The organism is Limnohabitans sp. G3-2, assembly GCF_002778275.1.
GTDB lineage: Bacteria > Pseudomonadota > Gammaproteobacteria > Burkholderiales > Burkholderiaceae_C > Limnohabitans_A.
In genome coordinates this window covers 319037-338440 of record NZ_NESG01000001.1, presented here as the reverse complement: position 1 = coordinate 338440, position 19404 = coordinate 319037, and the positions used below count along the sequence as shown (strand labels likewise).

The 19404-nt window shown below is 61.0% G+C and carries 18 protein-coding genes; 10 read left to right on the top strand and 8 right to left on the bottom strand.

Annotated features, from left to right (window positions below; all coding sequences use genetic code 11):
• Window positions 1-31: 31 nt before the first annotated feature.
• Window positions 32-2884 (top strand): DNA polymerase I, encoded by a 2853-nt coding sequence (gene polA / locus B9Z31_RS01520; protein WP_100117797.1) that lies wholly within the window; start codon window positions 32-34, stop codon window positions 2882-2884.
• A gap of 3 nt (window positions 2885-2887) precedes the next feature.
• On the opposite strand, the gene B9Z31_RS01515 is transcribed toward polA, so the two are convergent.
• Window positions 2888-3532 (bottom strand): glutathione S-transferase, encoded by a 645-nt coding sequence (locus B9Z31_RS01515; protein WP_100117796.1) that lies wholly within the window; start codon window positions 3530-3532, stop codon window positions 2888-2890.
• Window positions 3533-3621: 89 nt separating this feature from the next.
• On the opposite strand from B9Z31_RS01515, the gene B9Z31_RS01510 reads away from it, so the two are divergent.
• Both B9Z31_RS01510 and B9Z31_RS01505 read left to right on the top strand, forming a co-directional pair.
• Window positions 3622-4518 (top strand): dienelactone hydrolase family protein, encoded by an 897-nt coding sequence (locus tag B9Z31_RS01510; RefSeq protein ID WP_233200609.1) that lies wholly within the window; start codon window positions 3622-3624, stop codon window positions 4516-4518.
• Window positions 4519-4585: 67 nt separating this feature from the next.
• Window positions 4586-5470: a ZIP family metal transporter gene (locus tag B9Z31_RS01505; RefSeq protein ID WP_100117931.1), complete on the top strand. Its 885-nt coding sequence runs from the start codon at window positions 4586-4588 to the stop codon at window positions 5468-5470.
• A gap of 11 nt (window positions 5471-5481) precedes the next feature.
• Here the strand turns inward: B9Z31_RS01505 and B9Z31_RS01500 are convergent, their stop codons facing one another.
• From B9Z31_RS01500 to B9Z31_RS01490, 3 genes are read right to left on the bottom strand one after another with little or no spacing between them, the layout of a single operon-like run.
• A complete protein-coding gene (locus B9Z31_RS01500; RefSeq protein ID WP_100117794.1) occupies window positions 5482-6339 on the bottom strand; it encodes a sulfurtransferase in 858 nt (285 codons plus the stop codon).
• An 18-nt stretch (window positions 6340-6357) separates the two neighbouring features.
• The gene (locus B9Z31_RS01495) at window positions 6358-7245 is read right to left on the bottom strand and encodes a DMT family transporter (RefSeq protein ID WP_100117793.1); all 888 of its coding nucleotides are present in this window, start codon (window positions 7243-7245) and stop codon (window positions 6358-6360) included.
• Window positions 7246-7258: 13 nt separating this feature from the next.
• Window positions 7259-8386, bottom strand: a complete 1128-nt coding sequence (locus tag B9Z31_RS01490) for an aromatic ring-hydroxylating dioxygenase subunit alpha (protein ID WP_100117792.1) — start codon at window positions 8384-8386, stop codon at window positions 7259-7261.
• 285 nt (window positions 8387-8671) lie between these two features.
• Between B9Z31_RS01490 and xseB the strand changes: the two genes are divergently transcribed.
• The 4 genes from xseB to B9Z31_RS01470 all read left to right on the top strand — a co-directional run bounded on the left by xseB (window position 8672) and on the right by B9Z31_RS01470 (window position 12940).
• Window positions 8672-8926, top strand: coding sequence for an exodeoxyribonuclease VII small subunit (xseB, locus tag B9Z31_RS01485; RefSeq protein WP_100117791.1), 255 nt, complete (start codon window positions 8672-8674; stop codon window positions 8924-8926).
• Window positions 8923-9825, top strand: coding sequence for a polyprenyl synthetase family protein (locus B9Z31_RS01480; RefSeq protein WP_100117790.1), 903 nt, complete (start codon window positions 8923-8925; stop codon window positions 9823-9825). Before xseB ends, B9Z31_RS01480 begins: the two co-directional genes overlap by 4 nt.
• A gap of 1 nt (window position 9826) precedes the next feature.
• Window positions 9827-11674, top strand: coding sequence for a 1-deoxy-D-xylulose-5-phosphate synthase (gene dxs, locus B9Z31_RS01475; protein WP_100117789.1), 1848 nt, complete (start codon window positions 9827-9829; stop codon window positions 11672-11674).
• A gap of 186 nt (window positions 11675-11860) precedes the next feature.
• Complete coding sequence (locus tag B9Z31_RS01470) at window positions 11861-12940, top strand: TRAP transporter substrate-binding protein (RefSeq protein WP_100117788.1); 1080 nt, start codon at window positions 11861-11863, stop codon at window positions 12938-12940.
• A 90-nt stretch (window positions 12941-13030) separates the two neighbouring features.
• On the opposite strand, the gene B9Z31_RS01465 is transcribed toward B9Z31_RS01470, so the two are convergent.
• The 4 genes from B9Z31_RS01465 to B9Z31_RS01450 form a co-directional block, all read right to left on the bottom strand.
• A complete protein-coding gene (locus tag B9Z31_RS01465) occupies window positions 13031-13522 on the bottom strand; it encodes a hypothetical protein (RefSeq protein WP_100117787.1) in 492 nt (163 codons plus the stop codon).
• A 57-nt stretch (window positions 13523-13579) separates the two neighbouring features.
• The gene (locus B9Z31_RS01460) at window positions 13580-15097 is read right to left on the bottom strand and encodes a TRAP transporter large permease subunit (RefSeq protein ID WP_100117786.1); all 1518 of its coding nucleotides are present in this window, start codon (window positions 15095-15097) and stop codon (window positions 13580-13582) included.
• 46 nt (window positions 15098-15143) lie between these two features.
• Window positions 15144-15683, bottom strand: coding sequence for a TRAP transporter small permease subunit (locus tag B9Z31_RS01455; protein ID WP_100117930.1), 540 nt, complete (start codon window positions 15681-15683; stop codon window positions 15144-15146).
• A 194-nt stretch (window positions 15684-15877) separates the two neighbouring features.
• The gene (locus B9Z31_RS01450; protein ID WP_100117785.1) at window positions 15878-16999 is read right to left on the bottom strand and encodes a substrate-binding domain-containing protein; all 1122 of its coding nucleotides are present in this window, start codon (window positions 16997-16999) and stop codon (window positions 15878-15880) included.
• Between the two features lie 129 nt (window positions 17000-17128).
• On the opposite strand from B9Z31_RS01450, the gene B9Z31_RS01445 reads away from it, so the two are divergent.
• The 3 genes from B9Z31_RS01445 to B9Z31_RS01435 are packed head-to-tail and all read left to right on the top strand — an operon-like array spanning window position 17129 to window position 19403.
• On the top strand, window positions 17129-17872 hold the full coding sequence (locus tag B9Z31_RS01445) for an ABC transporter permease (protein WP_100117784.1): 744 nt from the start codon (window positions 17129-17131) through the stop codon (window positions 17870-17872).
• On the top strand, window positions 17869-18591 hold the full coding sequence (locus tag B9Z31_RS01440; protein ID WP_100117783.1) for an ATP-binding cassette domain-containing protein: 723 nt from the start codon (window positions 17869-17871) through the stop codon (window positions 18589-18591). The genes B9Z31_RS01445 and B9Z31_RS01440 overlap by 4 nt, the downstream gene beginning before the upstream one ends.
• A gap of 14 nt (window positions 18592-18605) precedes the next feature.
• On the top strand, window positions 18606-19403 hold the full coding sequence (locus tag B9Z31_RS01435; RefSeq protein ID WP_369804621.1) for a substrate-binding domain-containing protein: 798 nt from the start codon (window positions 18606-18608) through the stop codon (window positions 19401-19403).
• Window position 19404: the final 1 nt, after the last annotated feature.

The following is a 19404-nucleotide window of genomic DNA, read 5'->3' as shown; positions in this document are numbered from 1 at the left end:
TTCGGGTGGAAAGCCGGTACACAATCGGGGGATGAGCGAAAACACCCCCGAAACATCCCAACCGACCCTCTTGTTGGTCGACGGCTCCAGCTACCTGTACCGCGCCTTCCACGCCATGCCCGACTTACGGGCCGTGCCCGGTGACCCGAGCAGCCCCGCCACCGGGGCCATTCGGGGCATGATCAACATGATGGAGCGGCTGCGCAAGGACGTTCCGGCCGTTTACGCGGCCTGCGTGTTCGACGCCAAAGGCCCCACCTTCCGCGACGCGCTTTACCCCGAATACAAAGCCAACCGCAGCCCCATGCCCGACGATTTGCGCGCGCAGATCGAGCCGATCCACGAACTGGTGCGCCTGATGGGCTGGACGGTGCTGGACGTGCCGGGGGTGGAAGCCGACGACGTGATCGCCACGCTGGCCCATGTGGCCGCGCAGCAGGGCATCCAAGTCACGGTGTCGAGTGGCGACAAAGACTTGAGCCAATTGGTGAATGCGCACATCACCATCATCGACACCATGAACGGCAAGGTACGCGACGTGGCGGGCGTGACCGCCGAGTTTGGCGTGCCGCCATCGCTCATGATCGATTACCAAACCTTGGTGGGCGACACGGTGGACAACGTGCCGGGTGTGGCCAAGGTCGGCCCCAAAACGGCGGCCAAATGGCTGATGGAATACGGCTCGCTCGACAAGCTCATGGAAAACGCCCACGACATCAAGGGCGTGGCGGGCGAGAACCTGCGCCAGGCGGTGGACTGGCTGCCCAAGGGCCGGGCCCTGGTGACCATGAAAACCGATTGCGACCTGAACGGCTGGGTGCCCGATTTGCCCTCGCTCGTCAGCTTGCACCTGCACGCGCCTGACAAAGACAAGCTGCTCCAGTTCTACCAAACCTATGGTTTCAAGGGGCTGGTGCAGTCGCTGGGCGGGGCCGTGCCTGCGCCTGCGGCCAAAGCCAAAACGGTCAAGCCCAAAAACACGGGCATGGACACGGGCATGGGCGATTTGTTTGGCTCGGCACCTGACGAAGCGCCTCCTGCAGCCCCCGAGCTGGACAGCGCCGCGAGCGCCGTGCAAGGCGACCTGAAATACGACACCGTGCTCGACTGGGCCGCGTTCGACAGCTGGCTGGCCCGCATCGAACAAGCGCCGCTCACCGCCATCGACACCGAAACGACTTCGCTGGACGCCATGCGGGCCGAGATCGTGGGCCTGTCCCTCAGCGTCAAGCCGGGCGAGGCGGCCTACATCCCGCTGGCCCACAACGGCCCGGGTGCGCCCGAGCAGCTGCCGCTGGCCGAGGTCCTGGCCAAACTCAAGCCCTGGCTGGAAAACCCGGCCTGCCCCAAGCTGGGCCAGAACATCAAATACGACCGCCATGTGTTCGCGAACCACGGCGTCGAGGTGCAGGGCTACGCGCACGACACCATGCTCCAGAGCTATGTGCTCGAAGTGCACAAACCGCATGGCCTCAGTAGCCTGGCCGAGCGGCATGTGGGCCGCCGGGGCGTGACTTACGAAGACCTGTGCGGCAAGGGTGCGCACCAGATCCCGTTTGCGCAGGTGGACGTGGACAAAGCCGCGCATTACTCCTGCGAAGACTCGGACCAGTGCCTGGACGTGCACTTGGCGCTGTGGCCTCAGATCGAGGCGCACGCGGGCCTGAAGTACGTGTACGGTCTGGAGATCGCCACCAGCGAAGCGCTCTACCGCATCGAGCGCAACGGCGTGCTGATCGACGCGCCCACACTGGCCGCGCAAAGCCAGGCGCTGGGTGAGCGCATCGTGCAGCTCGAAACCGAGGCTTACGAGATTGCCGGGCAGCCTTTCAACCTGGCCAGCCCCAAGCAACTGGGCGAGATCTTCTTTGACAAGCTGGGCCTGCCCGTCATCAAGAAAACCGCCACCGGCGCCCGCAGCACCGACGAGGAGGTGCTGGAGAAACTGGCCGAGGACTACCCGCTGCCCGCCCGCATCCTGGAGCACCGCAGCCTGGCCAAGCTCAAAGGCACTTACACCGACAAGTTGGCGCAACTGGCCCTGCCGCGCACAGGCCGGGTGCACACCCACTACGCGCAAGCGGTGGCCGTCACAGGTCGTCTGTCGAGCAACGAGCCCAACCTGCAAAACATCCCGGTGCGCACGGCCGAGGGCCGCAAAGTGCGCGAGGCCTTTGTGGCGCCGGTGGGCAGCGTGATTGCGAGTGCCGACTACAGCCAGATCGAGCTGCGCATCATGGCGCACCTGAGCGACGACGCGGCCTTGCTCAAGGCCTTCCACGAAGGGCTGGATGTGCACAAGGCCACGGCGGCCGAAGTGTTTGGCGCAACGCCCGAAACGGTCAGCAGCGAGCAGCGCCGCTATGCCAAGACCATCAATTTCGGTTTGATTTACGGCATGAGCGCATTTGGTTTGGCCAAGGCTTTGGGCATCGACAACACCGCCGCCAAGAACTACATCACCCGCTACTTTGAGCGCTTTGCGGGCGTCAAGCACTACATGGACGCCACGCGCGAACAGGCCAAGGCGCTGGGCTATGTCGAGACGGTGTTTGGCCGCCGCCTGGTCTTGCCCGAGATCAACAGCCCCAACGGCCCGCGCCGCGCCGGGGCCGAGCGCGCCGCCATCAACGCGCCCATGCAGGGCACAGCGGCCGATTTGATCAAGCTGAGCATGGTCGCTGTGCAAAAAGCGCTGGACGAACAAGGCAAGGCCACCAAGGTCATCATGCAGGTGCACGATGAATTGGTGTTCGAGGTGCCTGAGGCAGAAGTCGATTGGGTGCGCACCGAGGTGCCGCGCATCATGGCGGGCGTGGCCGATTTGAAGGTGCCGCTCTTGGCCGAAGTGGGCTTTGGGCCCAATTGGGAGCAGGCGCACTGAGCGTCAGGCTCCCTCTTGCCAGGGTTCGTGCTTGTGCATGATGCTGGCGAACAGCTCGGAGCCTTCAAATTCGGCCAGCCAGCGCGCCAAAGCTTTCCATGGCTGCGCGGCAAACCAGCGGGGGTCGGTGTGGGCGTATTGCCGTACAAAGGGGGCGATGGCGGCATCGGTCAGCCCCCATTGCCCGCCGGCCAGACAAGCCTGTGAGGCCAGTCGGGCATTGAGCGAGAGCAACCAGACCGCCGCCTCGTCGCGGTCGGCTTGGCCGCTGTGCAGACCTGAACGGTTGGGGTATTTGTAGCGGTCCAGGTGTCGCTTGAAAGGGCCGTCGTTGTGGGTGATCCAAGCCATGGCTTCGTCCATGCCCGCACCCGCGCCTGGCAGCCAGCCCAGCGGGTCGTGCTGGCGCAGCGCCCACAGCATGATGTCCAGACTTTGTTCCAGCACCGGCTCGCCTGCCGCGCTGCCCAGCCACAAAACCGGGACCGTGCCTTTGGGCGACAGCGACAGCATATGGGCCGGTTTGTGCTTGAGGGCCACTTCCCGGTGCGCATAGGCCACGCCGCTGACGTGCAGGGCCAGCCGGGCCCGCATGGCGTAGGGGCAGCGACGAAAGGAATACAGGACAGGCAGGGCGGTGTCGGTCATGGCGGCAGTTTAAATCGCCGACCTGGTGCAAGCCCTCAGGGACTGTGCCAAGATCTCGGTTTTTGATGGCACAAACGAGGAGATATCCCTTGAACCCAAATTGGATTGAAGACACGCAGGCCCTGTTGGGTGGACAAGCGGGAGACGCGGTGGCCAGCCGCCGCACGGCTTTGAAAGCGGCTTTGGGTGTGGGCTACGCCGCCGCCGCCATGCCGATCATGGCGCAAACGGCCATCAAAACGCCGGTGACTGGCTTGGTTTCGGGCGAAGTGACCATCGATGTGAATGGTTTCAAAATGCCCGCTTACCGCAGCGCGCCTGCAGGAAAGACTGGCTTGCCAGTCGTTTTGGTGATCTCCGAGATTTTCGGGGTGCACGAGTACATTGCCGATGTCACGCGCCGCCTGGCCCAAGCCGGTTACCTGGCGATTGCCCCCGAACTGTTTGTGCGTCAAGGTGATCCGACCGAGTACGGCGAAATCGCCAAGTTGCAAGCCGAAATCATCTCCAAAGTGCCTGACGCGCAGGTCATGGGCGATCTGGATGCTGCCGTGGCTTGGGCTGCGGCCAACGGCGGCAACACCGACAAACTGGCCATCACGGGGTTTTGCTGGGGTGGGCGCATCACTTGGTTGTATGCGGCGCACCAACCTAAACTCAAAGCCGGTGTGGCCTGGTATGGCCGTTTGGTCGGCAACACCACGCCTCAGAACCCCTCGCACCCCTTGGCCTTGGTCGGCAACCTGAAAGCGCCGGTGCTGGGCTTGTACGGCGCGGCCGACACGGGCATCCCCCTTGACACGGTTGATAAGATGAAAGCAGAACTGGCCCAAGGCCCCGCAGCGGCCAAAGCCAGCGAGTTTGTGGTTTATCCTGAGGCTCCGCACGCTTTCCACGCCGACTACCGTCCCAGCTACCGCAAGGCGGCGGCAGACGATGGTTGGCAGCGCTTGCTGGCCTGGCTCAAGCGCCATGGCGTGGCCTGATTTTTGAACGCAGAGACCGCCCTTCGGGGCGGTTTCTTTTGGGGTGCAGGGCACTCCGGGAAACATGATGACTTTATTGGCGATATTGGTAGGCACATTGGTGGCGGGGATAGGCAGCGTCTGGGTCGCCGCTTGGCTGAGTTTTGGCATCTTGAGCCGATACACCCAGCACATGCTGAGTCTGGCCGCCGGGGCCTTGATGGCCACGGCTTTTTTGCATTTGCTGCCAGAGGCTTTTGAGAGCGAAGCCGGTGCCCACCAGTTGTTTCTGACGCTTTTGCTGGGCTTGGTGTTTTTCTTCTTGCTCGACAAAGCAGAACTCTGGCACCACGGCCACGAACATGGGCACGACCATGGGCACGACCATGGGCACGACCACGGCCACGGCCACGGCCACGGCCACGGCCACGGCCACGGCCACGGCCACGGCCACGGCCACGGCCACGGTCATGCGCACCATGACCACCCCAGCCATGGCGCTGCTTCAGACGAGTCGCCGCGTGGTCAGTGGGCCGTATTGGCGGGCGACAGCGTGCATTGCTTTGGCGACGGCATCTTGATCGCCTCGGCCTTCATCGCCGACATGCGCTTGGGCGTCATCGCCGCTTTGGCGGTGTTGGCGCATGAAGTGCCACACCACATGGGCGACTTGGCTGTTCTGCGCCAAGGCAGCAGCAGCCGCCGGGCGGCGATCGTCAAGGTGTCCATGGCCGGGGCCATCACCGCTTTCGGTGGTGCGGTGGGCTATGTGCTGGTCGATGCTTTGCACGACTGGTTGCCGTTTTTCTTGGTGGTGGCCAGCAGCAGTTTCGTCTATGTGGCCTTGGCCGACCTGATTCCGCAGTTGCAAAAACGCCTGTCTGCCCGGGAAACCGCTGCCCAAATTTTTTGGCTCGGCATGGGCATGGGCATGGTGGTGTTGGTCAGCGCTGCGGCAGGTCACAGCCACTGACTGGACGGGCCTCAACCCTTGGCGCAGGGCAGGCCGGGGGTGCGGCACCATTCGCTCCAGCTGCCGGCATACAAAGCGGTCGGACCCAAACCGGCCAACTCCATCGCCAGCACATTGGGCACCGCGGTCACGCCACTGCCGCAGTGGTGCACCACGCTGTGGGCCGGGCGGCCTGCGAGCACGTCGGTCCATTCGGCTTTGAGCCGTTCCGGGCTTTTGAAGCGGCCGTCTTCGGTGAAGTTGTCGGTGAATGGCCGGTTCAATGCGCCGGGGATGTGCCCCGCCACCGGGTCAAGCGGCTCCATGTCGCCACGGTAACGCGCCGCAGCACGGGCGTCCACGATGGTTTGCTGGGGTCGGCCCAAATTCTGAGCGACAGCCTCGGTCAGCAGCAGCTGGCGCAGGGGTGTTTTTAAATCGAATGGCGCAGGCTGAGGGGTGGGGGCAGCCCCCGAGTCCAGTGCGCCTTGGGCGTCTTTCCAGGCCTGCAGGCCACCGTCCAGCACCGCCACAGCGTCGTGTCCCAACCATTTCAGCATCCACCACAAGCGGCCGCAGTAGGCGCTTTTGTGGCGGTCATAGACCACGATTTGCATGCCGTTGTGGATGCCCAAGCTGCCCAGCCACTGGGCCACGGCTTCGCGCTGGGGCAATGGGTGGCGGCCGCCGTTGACCGCTTGGCCAGGGCTGTGGTTGCTCAGGTCTTTGTCCAGATGGGCCGGCAGCGCACCCGCAATCCGCTCGGTGGCGAAAAAACCCTCGGCCAGCTCGGGCTTCATCAAATCAAAGCTGCAATCGAGCACAGCACAGGGCGTGCCTTGGGCTTGCAACGCTTGCAATTGGGGGGCGGTGATCAACAGGGTGTACATGTCGTGGGTCTCCAAAAATCAATGTTCTTCGGCCGGGGCGCGAGGCAGTGCGCGGTTGCGCAAAGCGGTCGAAGCGATGCCGCTCATGATGATGAGCAGCATGCCCGCCCAGCCCATCAGGGGAACTTGGTCGCCAAATAAATACAAACCGTAGAGTGCGGCAAACACAATGCCCGAATACTGCAAATTGGCCACCACCAGGGTCGAGCCCTTGGTGTACGCCAAGGTCATGCTCAGCTGCCCCAGTGCGGCCAACACCCCAATCGGCAGCAACCACAGCGCGTGGGGCCAATGCCAGTCACTGGCGCCCGTGAACAAAATGGCCACACCGCCCACCAAGGTGGTGCCGAACGAAAAGTAAAACACCGTGCGCGATTCGGGCTCACCCAAGCGGCCCAGCGCCGCCACTTGCATGTAGGCCAAGGCGGCGCCCAGACCCGACAGCAAACCAATGACGCCCGCAAACAACTGGTTTTGCTCAATGGTGGGTCGCAAAAGCATGACCACGCCGCTGAAACCCGCGATCACTGTGATCACCAGTGGCCCCTGCCGGCCAATGTCCTGCACCCGGCCCATGACCAAGGTGCCGCCGATCAAAAATGCGGCCACCCAGACGCCGCTCATGTAGTTGAGCGTCGTGGCCGTGGCCAAGGGCAGGTGTGCGATGGCGTAAAACCAGGCCGACAAGGACGCCACCCCGATGATGGAGCGCCACACATGCATCATGGGAATGGGGGTGCTCAGGGGCACGTTTTGGACTCGGCAAAGTGAGGCCATGAAGGCCATGCCAATCAAGCCCCTGTAAAACACCAGCTCAAAGGTGTGGAAGTGGGGCGCGGCGTACTTGATGCAAACGCTCATGGTCGCAAAAAAGAGCGACGCCAAGATCATCCAGGAGGCTTGCATCGGCGCTGGCCGCTCAGAGCGTTGTCATCTGGCGGCGGTACCACTCGTGGAAGTGCTGCATGCCGTCTTCCATGGGGCTTTGGTAAGGGCCCACTTCGTTGTCACCTCTTGCCAGAAGGGCCTTGCGGCCTGCATCCATGCGCTCGGCAATTTCATCGTCCTCGATGCAGGTTTCCATGTAAGCGGCCTGCTGGGCTTCGACGAATTCGCGCTCAAAGGCCACGATCTCTTCGGGGTAGTAAAACTCCACCATGTTGAGCGTCTTGTTGGGGCTGATCGGGTGCAAGGTCGACACGGTGAGCACATGCGGGTACCACTCGACCATGATGTGCGGGTAGTAAGTGAGCCAAATGGCGCCGCGTTCTGGCAGTTGGCCGTTGCGGTACTTGAGCAGCACCTCGTGCCATGTCTTGTAGGTGTCCGAGCCGGGTTTGCCAAAGCCGGCCGACACGCCCACGGTTTGCACCGAATAGTGTTCCTTGAACTCCCAGCTCAGGTCGTCGCAGGTCACGAACTGGCCCAGCCCGGGATGGAAGGGGCCGACGTGGTAATCCTCCAGATAGACCTCGATGAACGTCTTCCAGTTGTAATTGCACTCGTGCAGCTCCACACGGTCGAGGGCGTAGCCATCGAAATTGAGTTGCGCCTTCGGACCCATGCCGGCCAGATCCGCGGCAATGTCGCGGCCGTTGTCTTCGAACAACAAGCCATTCCACGCCTGCAACTTGTAATTGTTCAGGTTCAGGCAGGGGTCTTGCGCAAAGTGCGGGGCGCCCAGCAATTGGCCACTGGGCGAATAGGTCCAGCGGTGAAGCGGGCAGACGATGTTGCCGCCAGCGCTGCCTTTTTGTTGCGTGCTGAGGTTGCCACGGCCGTTCAACATGACCGCCTGGCGGTGACGGCAGACGTTGGAGACGAGTTCAACCCCGCCTTGGGCGTTTCGCACCAAAGCCCGACCTTCGGCCTCGTGGGGCAGGGCGTGGTAGTCGCCCGGGTGGGGCACCGCCAGCTGGTGGCCGACATAGCGCGGGCCTTGCTGGAAGAGCGTGCTCAATTCGCGCTGGAACAGCGCTTCATCGAAATAAGTGGAAACTGGTAGTTGGCTTGCGGCCTGCTGCAGTTGAAGACTTAAATCAGACATGGGTGACCTGACCTAGAGACTCCCCCTATGAAGGGGCAGGGACAAAGCGCTGAATTCAAGGAAAACGGCGCAAAAAAATGACAGGAATTTCCTGCCGATGAACCGTGATTCTACCCCGGGGGGGTGCCCCATGGGCGACCGCCGCGGTGTGGCTGCTCAGCGTTTCGGCGTGAAAGGGGCTGGCGCGATCGATTTAACCCACCGCGTCTTGTTGACTTGACATGCCCAACTGTCAGCCAAGTTGAGGCTTAAAGCCTAAAATCGGGTTTTTTGCTGGAAGACCCCATGCCCAAGGCTGCCCAACCTGACCTCGCCGATGCCGTTGCGGCCGAAATGCCCGCCACCTATGAAGCGGCCTTGTCGGAGCTGGAAACCTTGGTCGGGCAATTGGAGTCCGGGCAAATGCCTTTGGACCACCTCTTGACGGGTTACCAGCGCGGCGCTGTGTTGCTGGCCTTTTGCCGCGACAAGCTCAAAGCCGTGGAAGACCAGATTCAGGTGCTGGACGGCGGACAACTCAAACCCTGGAGCGGCGCATGAGCGTGGATTTGAAGGCGTGGATGCAGCCACACCTGGCGCGCGTGGAAGAGGCTTTGTCCATGGGCATTGCCGCCGATTCTCCTGCCGGCTTGGGCCAGGCCATGCGCTATGCCGTGCTGGACGGCGGCAAGCGCTTGCGCCCCCTGCTGGTGCTGGCCACAGCCGAGGCCGTGGGCCACGAGGCCAGCAGTCCGGCAGCGCTCAACGCCGCTTGCGCCATCGAGCTGATCCACGCCTACTCCTTGGTGCACGACGACATGCCTTGCATGGACAACGATGTGCTGCGGCGCGGGAAACCCACGGTGCATGTGCAGTTTGGGCAGGCGCAGGCCCTGCTCGCCGGAGACGCCCTGCAGACCTTGGCTTTTGAATTTTTGACGCCAGCGGATGGCCGTGTGCCCGCGCCGGTGCAAGCCGCTTGTGTGGGCTTGCTGGCCCGCGCTTCGGGTTACCAAGGCATGTGCGGGGGCCAAGCGATCGACCTGGCCAGCGTGGGCCAACGCCTGAGCGAAGACCAGCTGCGCCAAATGCACCGCCTCAAAACCGGGGCCCTGCTGCTGTGCAGCGTGCAGATGGGTGCGGCCTGCGTGCCGGGGGTGTCCGATGTGGTGCACCAGGCGCTCCAGCGTTTTGGCGAGGCCCTGGGTTTGGCCTTTCAGGTGGTGGACGATGTGCTGGATGTGACGGCCGATTCGGCCACGCTGGGCAAAACTGCGGGCAAAGACGAAGCCGCCGACAAACCCACTTATGTGGCCCTGATGGGCTTGGACGCTGCCAAAACGTATGCCGACAGCTTGGCGGCTCAGGCCATGCAGGCGCTGGCCGATACCGGTCTGCCTGAGGCCCGTTTGGCCGCGCTGCGTGCCCTGACCGCCATGGTGGTAGAAAGAAACAACTGACATGACCGACTTGCTCAAGAACATCGACTCTCCGGCCGATCTGCGCCGCCTGCAGCGCAGCGATTTGCCCCAGTTGGCCGATGAACTGCGCCACTGCGTGCTGGACAACGTGTCCAAGACCGGGGGGCACCTGAGCTCCAACCTGGGCACGGTGGAGTTGACGGTGGCGCTTCATTACGTCTTCAACACCCCCGAAGACCGCATCGTTTGGGATGTGGGGCACCAGACTTACCCGCACAAAATCCTCACGGGCCGCCGTGAACGCATGCCGACGCTGCGCCAGTTGGGCGGCCTGTCAGGCTTTCCGCGCCGCGACGAGAGCGAATACGACACCTTTGGCACCGCGCACTCGTCCACCAGCATCTCGGCCGCACTGGGCATGGCCGTGGCGGCGCGTCAAAAAGGCGAGTCGCGCCACGCGATTGCCGTGATCGGCGACGGCGCCATGACGGCCGGCATGGCTTTTGAAGCCCTGAACAACGCGGGCGTGGAAGAGTGCAAGTTGCTGGTGATCCTGAACGACAACGACATGTCGATCAGCCCACCCGTGGGCGCGCTCAACCGCTATTTGGCGCAGCTCATGAGCGGGCGCTTTTACTCTGCAGCCAAGGCGGGGGCCAAAAACGTGCTGAAAAACGCACCACCGCTGTTTGAGCTGGCCAAGCGCCTCGAAGAACATGCCAAGGGCATGGTGGTGCCGGCCACGCTGTTCGAGAAATTCGGCTTCAACTACATCGGCCCCATCGACGGGCACGACCTGGACTCGCTGATCCCGACGCTGGAGAACATCAAGCACCTGGACGGTCCGCAGTTTTTGCATGTGGTCACCAAAAAAGGCCAGGGCTACGACAAGGCCGAGGCCGATCCGGTGGCCTACCACGGCCCCGGCAAGTTCGACCCGAGTGTGGGCCTGGTGCCCGCCGCCACGCCCGCCAAAACCACCTTCACCCAAGTGTTTGGCCAGTGGCTGTGCGACATGGCCGAGAAAGACATGCGCCTGGTGGGCATCACCCCCGCCATGCGCGAAGGCTCGGGCATGGTGGCCTTCCACCAACGGTTTCCCAAGCGCTACTACGACGTGGGCATTGCCGAGCAGCACGCCGTGACCTTTGCCGCGGGCATGGCCTGCGAAGGGCTCAAGCCTGTGGTGGCGATTTATTCCACTTTCTTGCAGCGCGGCTACGACCAGTTGATCCACGATGTGGCGCTGCAAAACCTGCCCGTTGTGTTTGCCTTGGACCGCGCCGGATTGGTGGGGGCCGATGGCGCCACCCACGCTGGCGTGTACGACATCGCCTATGTGCGCTGCATCCCCAACATGAGCTTGGCTTGCCCGGCCGATGAGCGCGAGTGCCGTCAGCTGCTCAGCACCGCCTACGCGCAAAACCACCCGGTGGTGGTGCGTTACCCGCGTGGCGCGGGCGTGGGCACCGATCCCGGCCGCGATCTCGAGACCTTGCCGTTTGGCAAAGGCGAAGTGCGCCGCCAAGGCGAAAAACTCGCCATCCTGGCCTTTGGCACCTTGCTGACCCCTGCGCTTGAAGCGGCCGAAAAGCTCAATGCCACCGTGGTCAATATGCGCTGGGTCAAGCCGCTGGATGTGGCGCTGCTGGCCCAAATCGCCCAAAGCCATGAACGCCTCGTCACGGTGGAAGAGGGCTGCACCATGGGCGGCGCAGGCAGCGCGGTGGCCGAGGCCTTGCAAACTTTGCAGATCGCCCGACCCGTCTTGCACCTGGGCCTGCCCGATGCGTTCATCGAGCACGGCGACCCGGCCAAGCTGTTGGCCCTGCAGGGACTGGATGCCGCAGGCCTGGAGAAGTCCATCCGACAGCGTTGGCCGGACTGATGGTGGGTGGCTGCGTTTCCATGCCCGTTTGATGGTGTCTTTCGAACGAATTTTTTTACTTTTAACAGTTGAAAGAGGGTAAACCCCTGTCATTGGGGCTTCTGAGCTTTCTACAATACCCGTTGACTTGAGAGTCAATGCCCAAATGTCTTGGGTTTGTCTTTAACTTTGATTAGGAGTCCATTCATGGATCGTCGTTCCGTCATTAAAAACGCTGGTTTGGCTGGCGTCTTGGCCGCAGGGGTTGCACCTGCCGTTCACGCACAAGCAGCCATTCGCTGGCGTCTGAGCTCCAGCTTCCCCAAGGCGCTGGACACCATTCACGGCGCGGCCGATGTGTTTGCCAACAACGTCAAGGCCATGTCGGGCGGCAAGTTCGAAATCTCGGTGCACGCTGCCGGTGAAATCACCCCCCCATTTGGTGTGGTGGATGCGGTGCAGCAAGGCTCCATCGAGATGGCCCACACGGCGCCTTATTATTTCTTTGGCAAAAACGAAACTTTTGCTTTGGGCTGTGCCATTCCCTTCGGCTTGAACAGCCGTCAAATGACAGCCTGGATGCTCGAGGGCAATGGCCTGAAGTTGATGCGTGAGTTTTACGCTCAGTACAACATCATCAACTTCTTGGGCGGCAACACAGGCGCCCAAATGGGCGGTTGGTACCGCAAAGAAATCAAGACAGTCGCTGACATCAAGGGCCTCAAAATCCGCATCGGCGGCTTTGCTGGCCGTATCCTTGAGCGCATGGGGGGTGTGCCACAAAACATCCCTGGCGGTGAGATCTACACGTCTTTGGAAAAAGGCACGATCGATGCAGCCGAGTGGGTGGGTCCCTACGATGACCAGAAGCTGGGCTTCAACAAAGTCGCGCCCTTCTATTACTACCCAGGCTGGTGGGAAGGCGGTCCTCAGTTGGACTTCTTCATCAACCAAAAAGCTTATGACGCTTTGTCGTCTGAGAACAAGGCCATCGTGGCCGCTGCATCTGCTGTGGCCCACACCACCATGCAAGCCAAATACGATGCCAAAAACCCCAGCGCTTTGAAAGAGCTCGTGGGCAAAGGCACCAAGCTGCGTGCATTCCCTGAAGCCGTCATGAAAGAGTCCTTCAAGCAGTCCATGGCTGTTTATGACGAACTCAACACAAAGAACGCAGACTGGAAGAAAATTTACGGTGACTACCGCAAATTCCAAGCCGACCAAAACCTGTGGTTCCGTTTCACTGAAATGTCTTTCGACAAGTTCATGCAAGCCCAAAAGCTGTGATGGCTTTCACCCACAAAAAAACCGGCCTAGGCCGGTTTTTTTGTTTGTGCTTGCACCCTTGGGTCGCAGCGGAACCTGCAGACAGGGGACTCACATGCTGCGAAAGGCCTTCAATTCAGTGCTCAGTCGTTTGAATTCTTCCACCATGTTGGGGTCACTCGCATAAATGACCGTGAATTTGCCCATGAGGGTGCGGACGTAAAGTCGTGGCGCCACCAGCCAGTCCAGGCCCGGAATTCGGATCAGCTTGGCATACGCCAAATCACGCAATTCCACTTGTTTGTCCCAAATCCAGGTTTGCGCCAGCCCCTTGGCGGTGAGCGTCGTTTGACCCCGTAAAACATGGCCGACGGTGTAGGCCATGATGCCCCAGGCCGCCCAAAGCCACAGGTGATCGGCCCGGACCAATTGAGCGCCATGCAACTGGTAGGCCCAAAACGCAAGTCCCGACAGCAAGGCGATCGCCATGGCTTTGAATGGCCCACTGAACGCTGGCGAGCGCATGGGATCGAGCCGAGGCACAAAGCGAAAAGGGGCTGGCCCCAAATGTTCGATCAACTCAGGTGTTGGGTTGGGTGTCATGGTGCTTGCCGCATAAAAAACGCCTCGAGATCGAGGCGTTTTGGGGTTGAGAGACTGTTACTTTTTAAACAAGTCGTCAATTTTGTCTTGCGCATCCTTGTCCGATTTTTCCAATTCGGCGCTGGTTTGAGGGGTCTCAGTGTCCAGCGTGGCTGCACTGTCTACTGGCATTTCAATGACCACCTTGTCAATGTCCACTTTGACTTCTTTGTCGAGGAACGCGGTGACAGTTTGCGGGACAAAGATCACCACTACCACCAGCAAAATCTGCATGATCACCCATGGGATCGATCCCATGTAAATGTCGCTGGATTTGACCGCCACCGGGATGCGTTTGTCTTTGAACAAAGTGTCTGCGATGCCTCGCAGGTAAAACAGCGCAAAGCCAAAGGGCGGGTGCATGAAGCTGGTTTGCAAGTTCACGCACAGCAACACGCCGAACCAGATCAGATCAATGCCCAACTTGTCAGCCACCGGGGCCAGCATGGGCACGATGATGAAAGCGATCTCGAAGAAGTCGAGGAAGAAGGCCAAGAAGAACACGAACAGGTTGACCACAATCAGGAAGCCCACTTGGCCCCCGGGCAAGCCGGTCAGCAAATGCTCTACCCACTTGGCGCCATCCACGCCTTGGAACACTTGGCTGAAAACGCGTGAACCGATCAAGATGAACACCACCATCGCCGTCAAGCGCATGGTGCCATGCATGGCCTCCCACAAGAGTGCCCAGTTCAAACGTTTGTGGATGGCGGCCAAAATCAGCGCGCCCACGACACCCATGGCACCTGCTTCTGTGGGGGTGGCCAAGGCCGAGTCCTGGAAAGGCAAACCGCCCATGGAGCCTAGGACCGTGAAGATCAAAATGGCCGAAGGAATGATGCCTTTGAGGCATTTGCCCCACAGTGCCCAGCCGTTGAGGGTCCGGTCTTCCTTGGGAATGCCCGGCAGATAACTGGGCTTGATGCGGGTCAGCGCGAAGGTGTAGAGGGCAAACATCGCGATCTGAATCAAGGAAGGGCCCCATGCACCTTTGTACATGTCACCCACGGGCTTGCCCAACTGATCCGCCAAAACCACCAACACCAGCGATGGCGGGACCAATTGTGTGATGGTGCCCGATGCGGCCAACACGCCAGTGGCGTAGCGCATGTTGTAGCCGTAGCGGATCATGACCGGCAGGGAGATCAATGCCATGGCAATGACCTGACCTGCCACCGTACCGGTGATGGCACCCAAGATGAAGCCCACGATGATGACCGAGTAGCCCAAGCCGCCGCGCACGGGGCCAAACAACTGACCCATGGAGTCCAGCATGTCTTCCGCCAGTCCGCACTTTTCGAGGATGGTGCCCATGAAAGTGAAGAAAGGGATCGCCAGCAACAAGTCATTGCTCAAGATAGAGAAAATCGAGATGGGCAGGTTGCTCATGAAAGCGACCGGAAACCACCCCATTTCAATGGCGTAAAAACCGCTGGCCAAACCCAGCGCCGCCAGCGAAAAGGCGACGGGGAAACCCACCAACATCACCACAACAAGGCCCGCGAACATGATCGGGGCGAAATTTTCCATTTGCATTTTGTTTCCTTGCGTTTGTTTTCAGAGGCCTTGAACGCTCTGTGTTTTATTGCAGGGGTTTTTCATAGTGGGTGTCCATGGCGTATTGGCCAGTCAAATAGCCCACACGCTTGATCAATTCAGCCAAACCCTGGAGCCAAACCAGCGCGAAGCCCAAAGGCAAGGCCAGGGTGGCTGGCCAGCGGATCAGGCCGCCAGCGTTTTGGCTCATTTCGCCCGAAACCAAGGTGTTCATGAAATAAGGATAGGACAGCCAGGCCAGGTAGCCCATGATGGGCATCAGAAAGACGATGATGCCGAAAATATCGACATACACAGGGCCATTGCCCTTGAGCTTGCCGTAAATCAGGTCCACGCGCACATGCTCATTGACTTTGAGCACATAGGGCGAGCCCACCATGACCATCCACGCAAACAGGTACCACTGGATTTCAATCAGGCCATTGGAGCTCCAGTCGAAGCCGTAGCGCACAAAAGCATTTCCCGCACAAATCATGGCAGCCAACAAAACCGCCCAAGAGGCCAGCACGCCAAAGCCTTTGCTCACCCAGTCCATGAAGCTTGCGAATTTGAGTAAGGCAGTCAAGACATCTCTCCATTCCATAAGAAAAGGGCATACCACTGCCCAGCCGCAAACATCAAATTTGCGATAACCCTCGATGTTAACAACCCCAAGGACTTCTGTTGACCGTTTTGGCTTTGTGGATTGGATATTTCTTGAAGATGGTTTGAATTTTGTTCAAGAAGGATGCAAAAAACACCCCGGGTAAGTGGTTTTACTTAGGGCGATGGTTTGTGGGTGCGATGGGCCCACCAGGGCAGTCGTTGCTTCAGGGACTGAATCTGCCCAGACGCTGGGCTGATCGTGTAGCCGGCCAAGGCGTTCATTTGTGTGGCCCAGCCGCTCGATTGCAGTGTTTCCATCAACAATTGAACGGCTGGTGAGTTCACTGCGCTTTTGAGGCCAACCAGCCAATAGTCCTCGGTGGCCAAGGGCACAAAGTCCAGGCCTTGCAAGGCTGCAGCGGACTCGATACCCAATCCTGCATCCGCTTGGCCAGATCCGATGCAGGCCGCCACGGCCGCGTGGGACGGCTCTTCTTGCCCATAACCCATGAGCGACCCGCTCGCGATCGATGCTTGTTTCAGCCACTGGTCCAGCAACAAACGGGTGCCTGTACCGGGGCTGCGGTTCACAAATCTTACGCCTGCACGGGTCAAGTCGTGCAGGCTTTTCAATTGTTTGGGGTTCCCCTTGGCAACCATCAGGCCTTGTTGGCGACTGGCAAAACCGATCAATTTGTGCAGCCCCGTCTTGAGCAGGGGCTTGTAAGTGCGTGCAACCAAGGAGTGGGCATCGGGTTGCGAGGGGGCATGAAATCCCGCTAAAACGCAACGCCCCTCATTCAGGGCCCGAATCGCGTCAACACTCCCACAAAAGCGCATGTCCAAGTGCAGGGATTGGCGGGCACTGTGTTCCCGCAGCTTGACCAGTGCGTCGTCGTGGCTGGCATAGACCGTCAGCAAATGGCTGGCCGGGTCAAAGGCCACGGCAAAGGTTTTTTCCAGTTCCGCTTGCAGGGCGCTGATCTGCGGCGCCAGTCGGGCTTGCGCCTGGCGTTCGGCCCACAGCAGCTTGTCGGCAAACTCCGTCAGGCGGGCGGCCTGGCCTTTTTCCCACACGATCAAAGGCTGGGCCAGCACTTGTTCCCAGCGTTTGAGTTCGCCCCAGACATGGCGATAGGACAACTGCAAAACCCGGGCTGCGCCCGCAATGGAGCCGGTGGCCCGCACAGCTTGCAGCATGTCCATCAAGGGGTTGCGCAAGGGGCTGGTTTGGTCGCGTGGTTCGGCCTGCGCTTGGTGGGGTGTCCAGCTGTAAGAGAGGTTGATGTGTTGCACGGGCAAGAGTTTGCCTCATTCCGCGATGGGCCCTGAACGGGCATGTCTGCGCAGCCTATGCAATGCATTTCATAACGGACATCCCTTAGCGCTCCAGATGTTTTCGTCCAGTAGCATCGAAGCCAGCTTATGAACACCTTCTCCGACAGCGTCCAGGCGGCGCTGCACCTCATCACTTCCTTCGATCACGTGCTCTGGGTGGTCGTCCTCCGGTCCTTGGCCGTGAGTGCCACGGCTTGCTTGCTGGCTTATGGGGTGGGTGTGGCCTTGGGGGCCTGGCTGGCCGTCTCGCGTTTTCGCGGCAGGGGTGCCGTGTTGGTGGGTTTGAACACTTTGCTGGCGCTGCCTTCGGTGGTGGTGGGCTTGGTGGTGTACCTGCTGCTGTCCCGCACCGGGCCTTTGGGCTTTTTGGGCTGGATGTTCAGCTTCAAGGCCATGGTGCTGGCCCAGTTCATTTTGGTGGTGCCTGTGGTCACGGCCCTCACGCGCCAAGTGGTCGAAGACGTGGAGCGGCAGCACGGTGAGCAGTGGGCCTCGCTGGGGGCAGGCCCTTGGGTGCGCAGCTTGCTGCTGGCTTGGGACGAACGGCTGGCCTTGCTCACCATTGGGGTCACGGCCTTTGGCCGCGCCATCTCGGAGGTGGGCGCGGTGATGATCGTGGGCGGCAACATCGACGGCTTCACGCGCGTCATGACGACCGCCATTGCCCTGGAGACCAGCAAGGGCGATTTGCCGCTGGCGTTGGGGCTGGGCGTTGTTTTGTTGGCGGTGGTGCTGCTGCTCAATGCGCTGGTCGCGGGCCTGCGCCTTTGGGGTGAGCGGCGCAACGCGCGGCCTGTGCCTGTGGGCCGCGTGCCAGGGGCGCTGGCATGAGCACTGTGCAAATCAGCTTGAGCGCCGTGAGCGTGCACCTGGGGGCGCAAGCCGCCTTGACGGACGTGAGCGTGCGCATCGAGGCGGGCGAGCGCGTGGCTTTGGTCGGCGCCAATGGCTCGGGCAAAAGCACCTTGCTGCGCACCTTGCATGGGCTGGTGCTGCCCACGCAAGGCCAGGTGGTGCAAGCGCCGGGTGTGCGCCAGGCCATGCTGTTCCAAAGACCGCATTTGTTGCGCCTGTCGGCATTGAACAACGTGGCGCTGGGCTTGTGGCTGGACCGCACACGCGGCCTGGCTTGGGCGGCTGCCCAGGCGCTGGCGCTGCAGGCCTTGGAGCGTGTGGGTTTGCAGTCTGTGGCGCGGCAAAACGGCCGCCAGTTGTCGGGCGGGCAGCAGCAGCGCCTGGCCTTGGCCCGCGCCTGGGCGCGTCAGCCCGATGTGCTGCTGCTGGACGAACCCACGGCCAGCCTGGACCCGCATGCCAAACGCGAAGTCGAAGCCTTGATGGCCGAATTTGCCTGTGCGCCAGAACGCCCTTTGACTTTGGTCTGGGCCAGCCACAACCTCGGCCAAGTCAAGCGCTTGGCCACCCGCGTCATTTATCTGGAGTTCGGTCAAGTGATGGCCGATATGCCGGTGGCCGATTTTTTTAACCCCACGCAGCTGGCGGCGCACAGTCCGGCAGCCCATGTTTTTGTTCAAGGAGAACTTTCATGACCTTCCCAACTTCAATGACCCGTCGCGCCTTGGTGTGCGCCGTTTTGGCCACCACCTCGGTGTGGGCACAAGCCCAATCGATCGTGATGTCGTCCACCACCTCCACCGAGCAATCGGGCTTGTTTGCGCACCTCTTGCCGGCCTTCAAAAAAGCCAGTGGGCTGGACGTGAAAGTGGTGGCCCTGGGCACGGGCCAGGCGCTGGACATGGCGCGGCGCGGTGATGCCGATGTGGTGTTCGTGCACGACCAGGTGGCCGAAGAAAAATTTGTGGCCGATGGCTTTGGCATCAAGCGCTTGCCGGTGATGTACAACGACTTTGTGCTGATCGGCCCCAAGGCCGACCCGGCCGCCACCCAAGGCAAAGACATTGTGGCGGCCTTGGCCAAATTGTCGGCCGGCAACGCCCCCTTTGTCTCGCGCGGCGACAAGAGCGGCACGCACGCGGCCGAGCTGCGTTTTTGGAAGATGGCCCATTTGGACAACAAAAAAGGCAGTGGCTACAAAGAGTGCGGCTGCGGCATGGGCCCGGCTTTGAACATCGCCGCGTCTTCGGGCGCCTATGTGTTGGCCGACCGCGCCACATGGCTCAACTTCAAAAACCGCGCCGATCTGGCCATTTTGGTGGAGGGCGATCAACGGCTCTTCAACCAATACGGCGTGATGGTGGTCAACCCCGCCAAGCATGCCCACGTCAAACAGGCCGATGCGCAAAAGTTTGTGGACTGGATCACCTCGTCGGCAGGTCAAGCGGTGGTGGCCGACTACAAAATCGGCGGCGAGCAGCTGTTTTTCCCGAACGCGGGGAAGTGAC

Coding starts and splice junctions, on each gene's coding strand:
- xseB (WP_100117791.1), top strand. CDS start 8,672: ATGCCCAAGGCTGCCCAACCTGACCTCGCCGATGCCGTTGCGGCCGAA.
- B9Z31_RS01495 (WP_100117793.1), bottom strand. CDS start 7,245: ATGCAAGCCTCCTGGATGATCTTGGCGTCGCTCTTTTTTGCGACCATG.
- B9Z31_RS01440 (WP_100117783.1), top strand. CDS start 17,869: ATGAGCACTGTGCAAATCAGCTTGAGCGCCGTGAGCGTGCACCTGGGG.
- B9Z31_RS01460 (WP_100117786.1), bottom strand. CDS start 15,097: ATGCAAATGGAAAATTTCGCCCCGATCATGTTCGCGGGCCTTGTTGTG.
- B9Z31_RS01435 (WP_369804621.1), top strand. CDS start 18,606: ATGACCCGTCGCGCCTTGGTGTGCGCCGTTTTGGCCACCACCTCGGTG.
- B9Z31_RS01465 (WP_100117787.1), bottom strand. CDS start 13,522: ATGACACCCAACCCAACACCTGAGTTGATCGAACATTTGGGGCCAGCC.
- B9Z31_RS01490 (WP_100117792.1), bottom strand. CDS start 8,386: ATGTCTGATTTAAGTCTTCAACTGCAGCAGGCCGCAAGCCAACTACCA.
- B9Z31_RS01445 (WP_100117784.1), top strand. CDS start 17,129: ATGAACACCTTCTCCGACAGCGTCCAGGCGGCGCTGCACCTCATCACT.
- dxs (WP_100117789.1), top strand. CDS start 9,827: ATGACCGACTTGCTCAAGAACATCGACTCTCCGGCCGATCTGCGCCGC.
- B9Z31_RS01505 (WP_100117931.1), top strand. CDS start 4,586: ATGACTTTATTGGCGATATTGGTAGGCACATTGGTGGCGGGGATAGGC.
- B9Z31_RS01470 (WP_100117788.1), top strand. CDS start 11,861: ATGGATCGTCGTTCCGTCATTAAAAACGCTGGTTTGGCTGGCGTCTTG.
- B9Z31_RS01515 (WP_100117796.1), bottom strand. CDS start 3,532: ATGACCGACACCGCCCTGCCTGTCCTGTATTCCTTTCGTCGCTGCCCC.
- polA (WP_100117797.1), top strand. CDS start 32: ATGAGCGAAAACACCCCCGAAACATCCCAACCGACCCTCTTGTTGGTC.
- B9Z31_RS01480 (WP_100117790.1), top strand. CDS start 8,923: ATGAGCGTGGATTTGAAGGCGTGGATGCAGCCACACCTGGCGCGCGTG.
- B9Z31_RS01500 (WP_100117794.1), bottom strand. CDS start 6,339: ATGTACACCCTGTTGATCACCGCCCCCCAATTGCAAGCGTTGCAAGCC.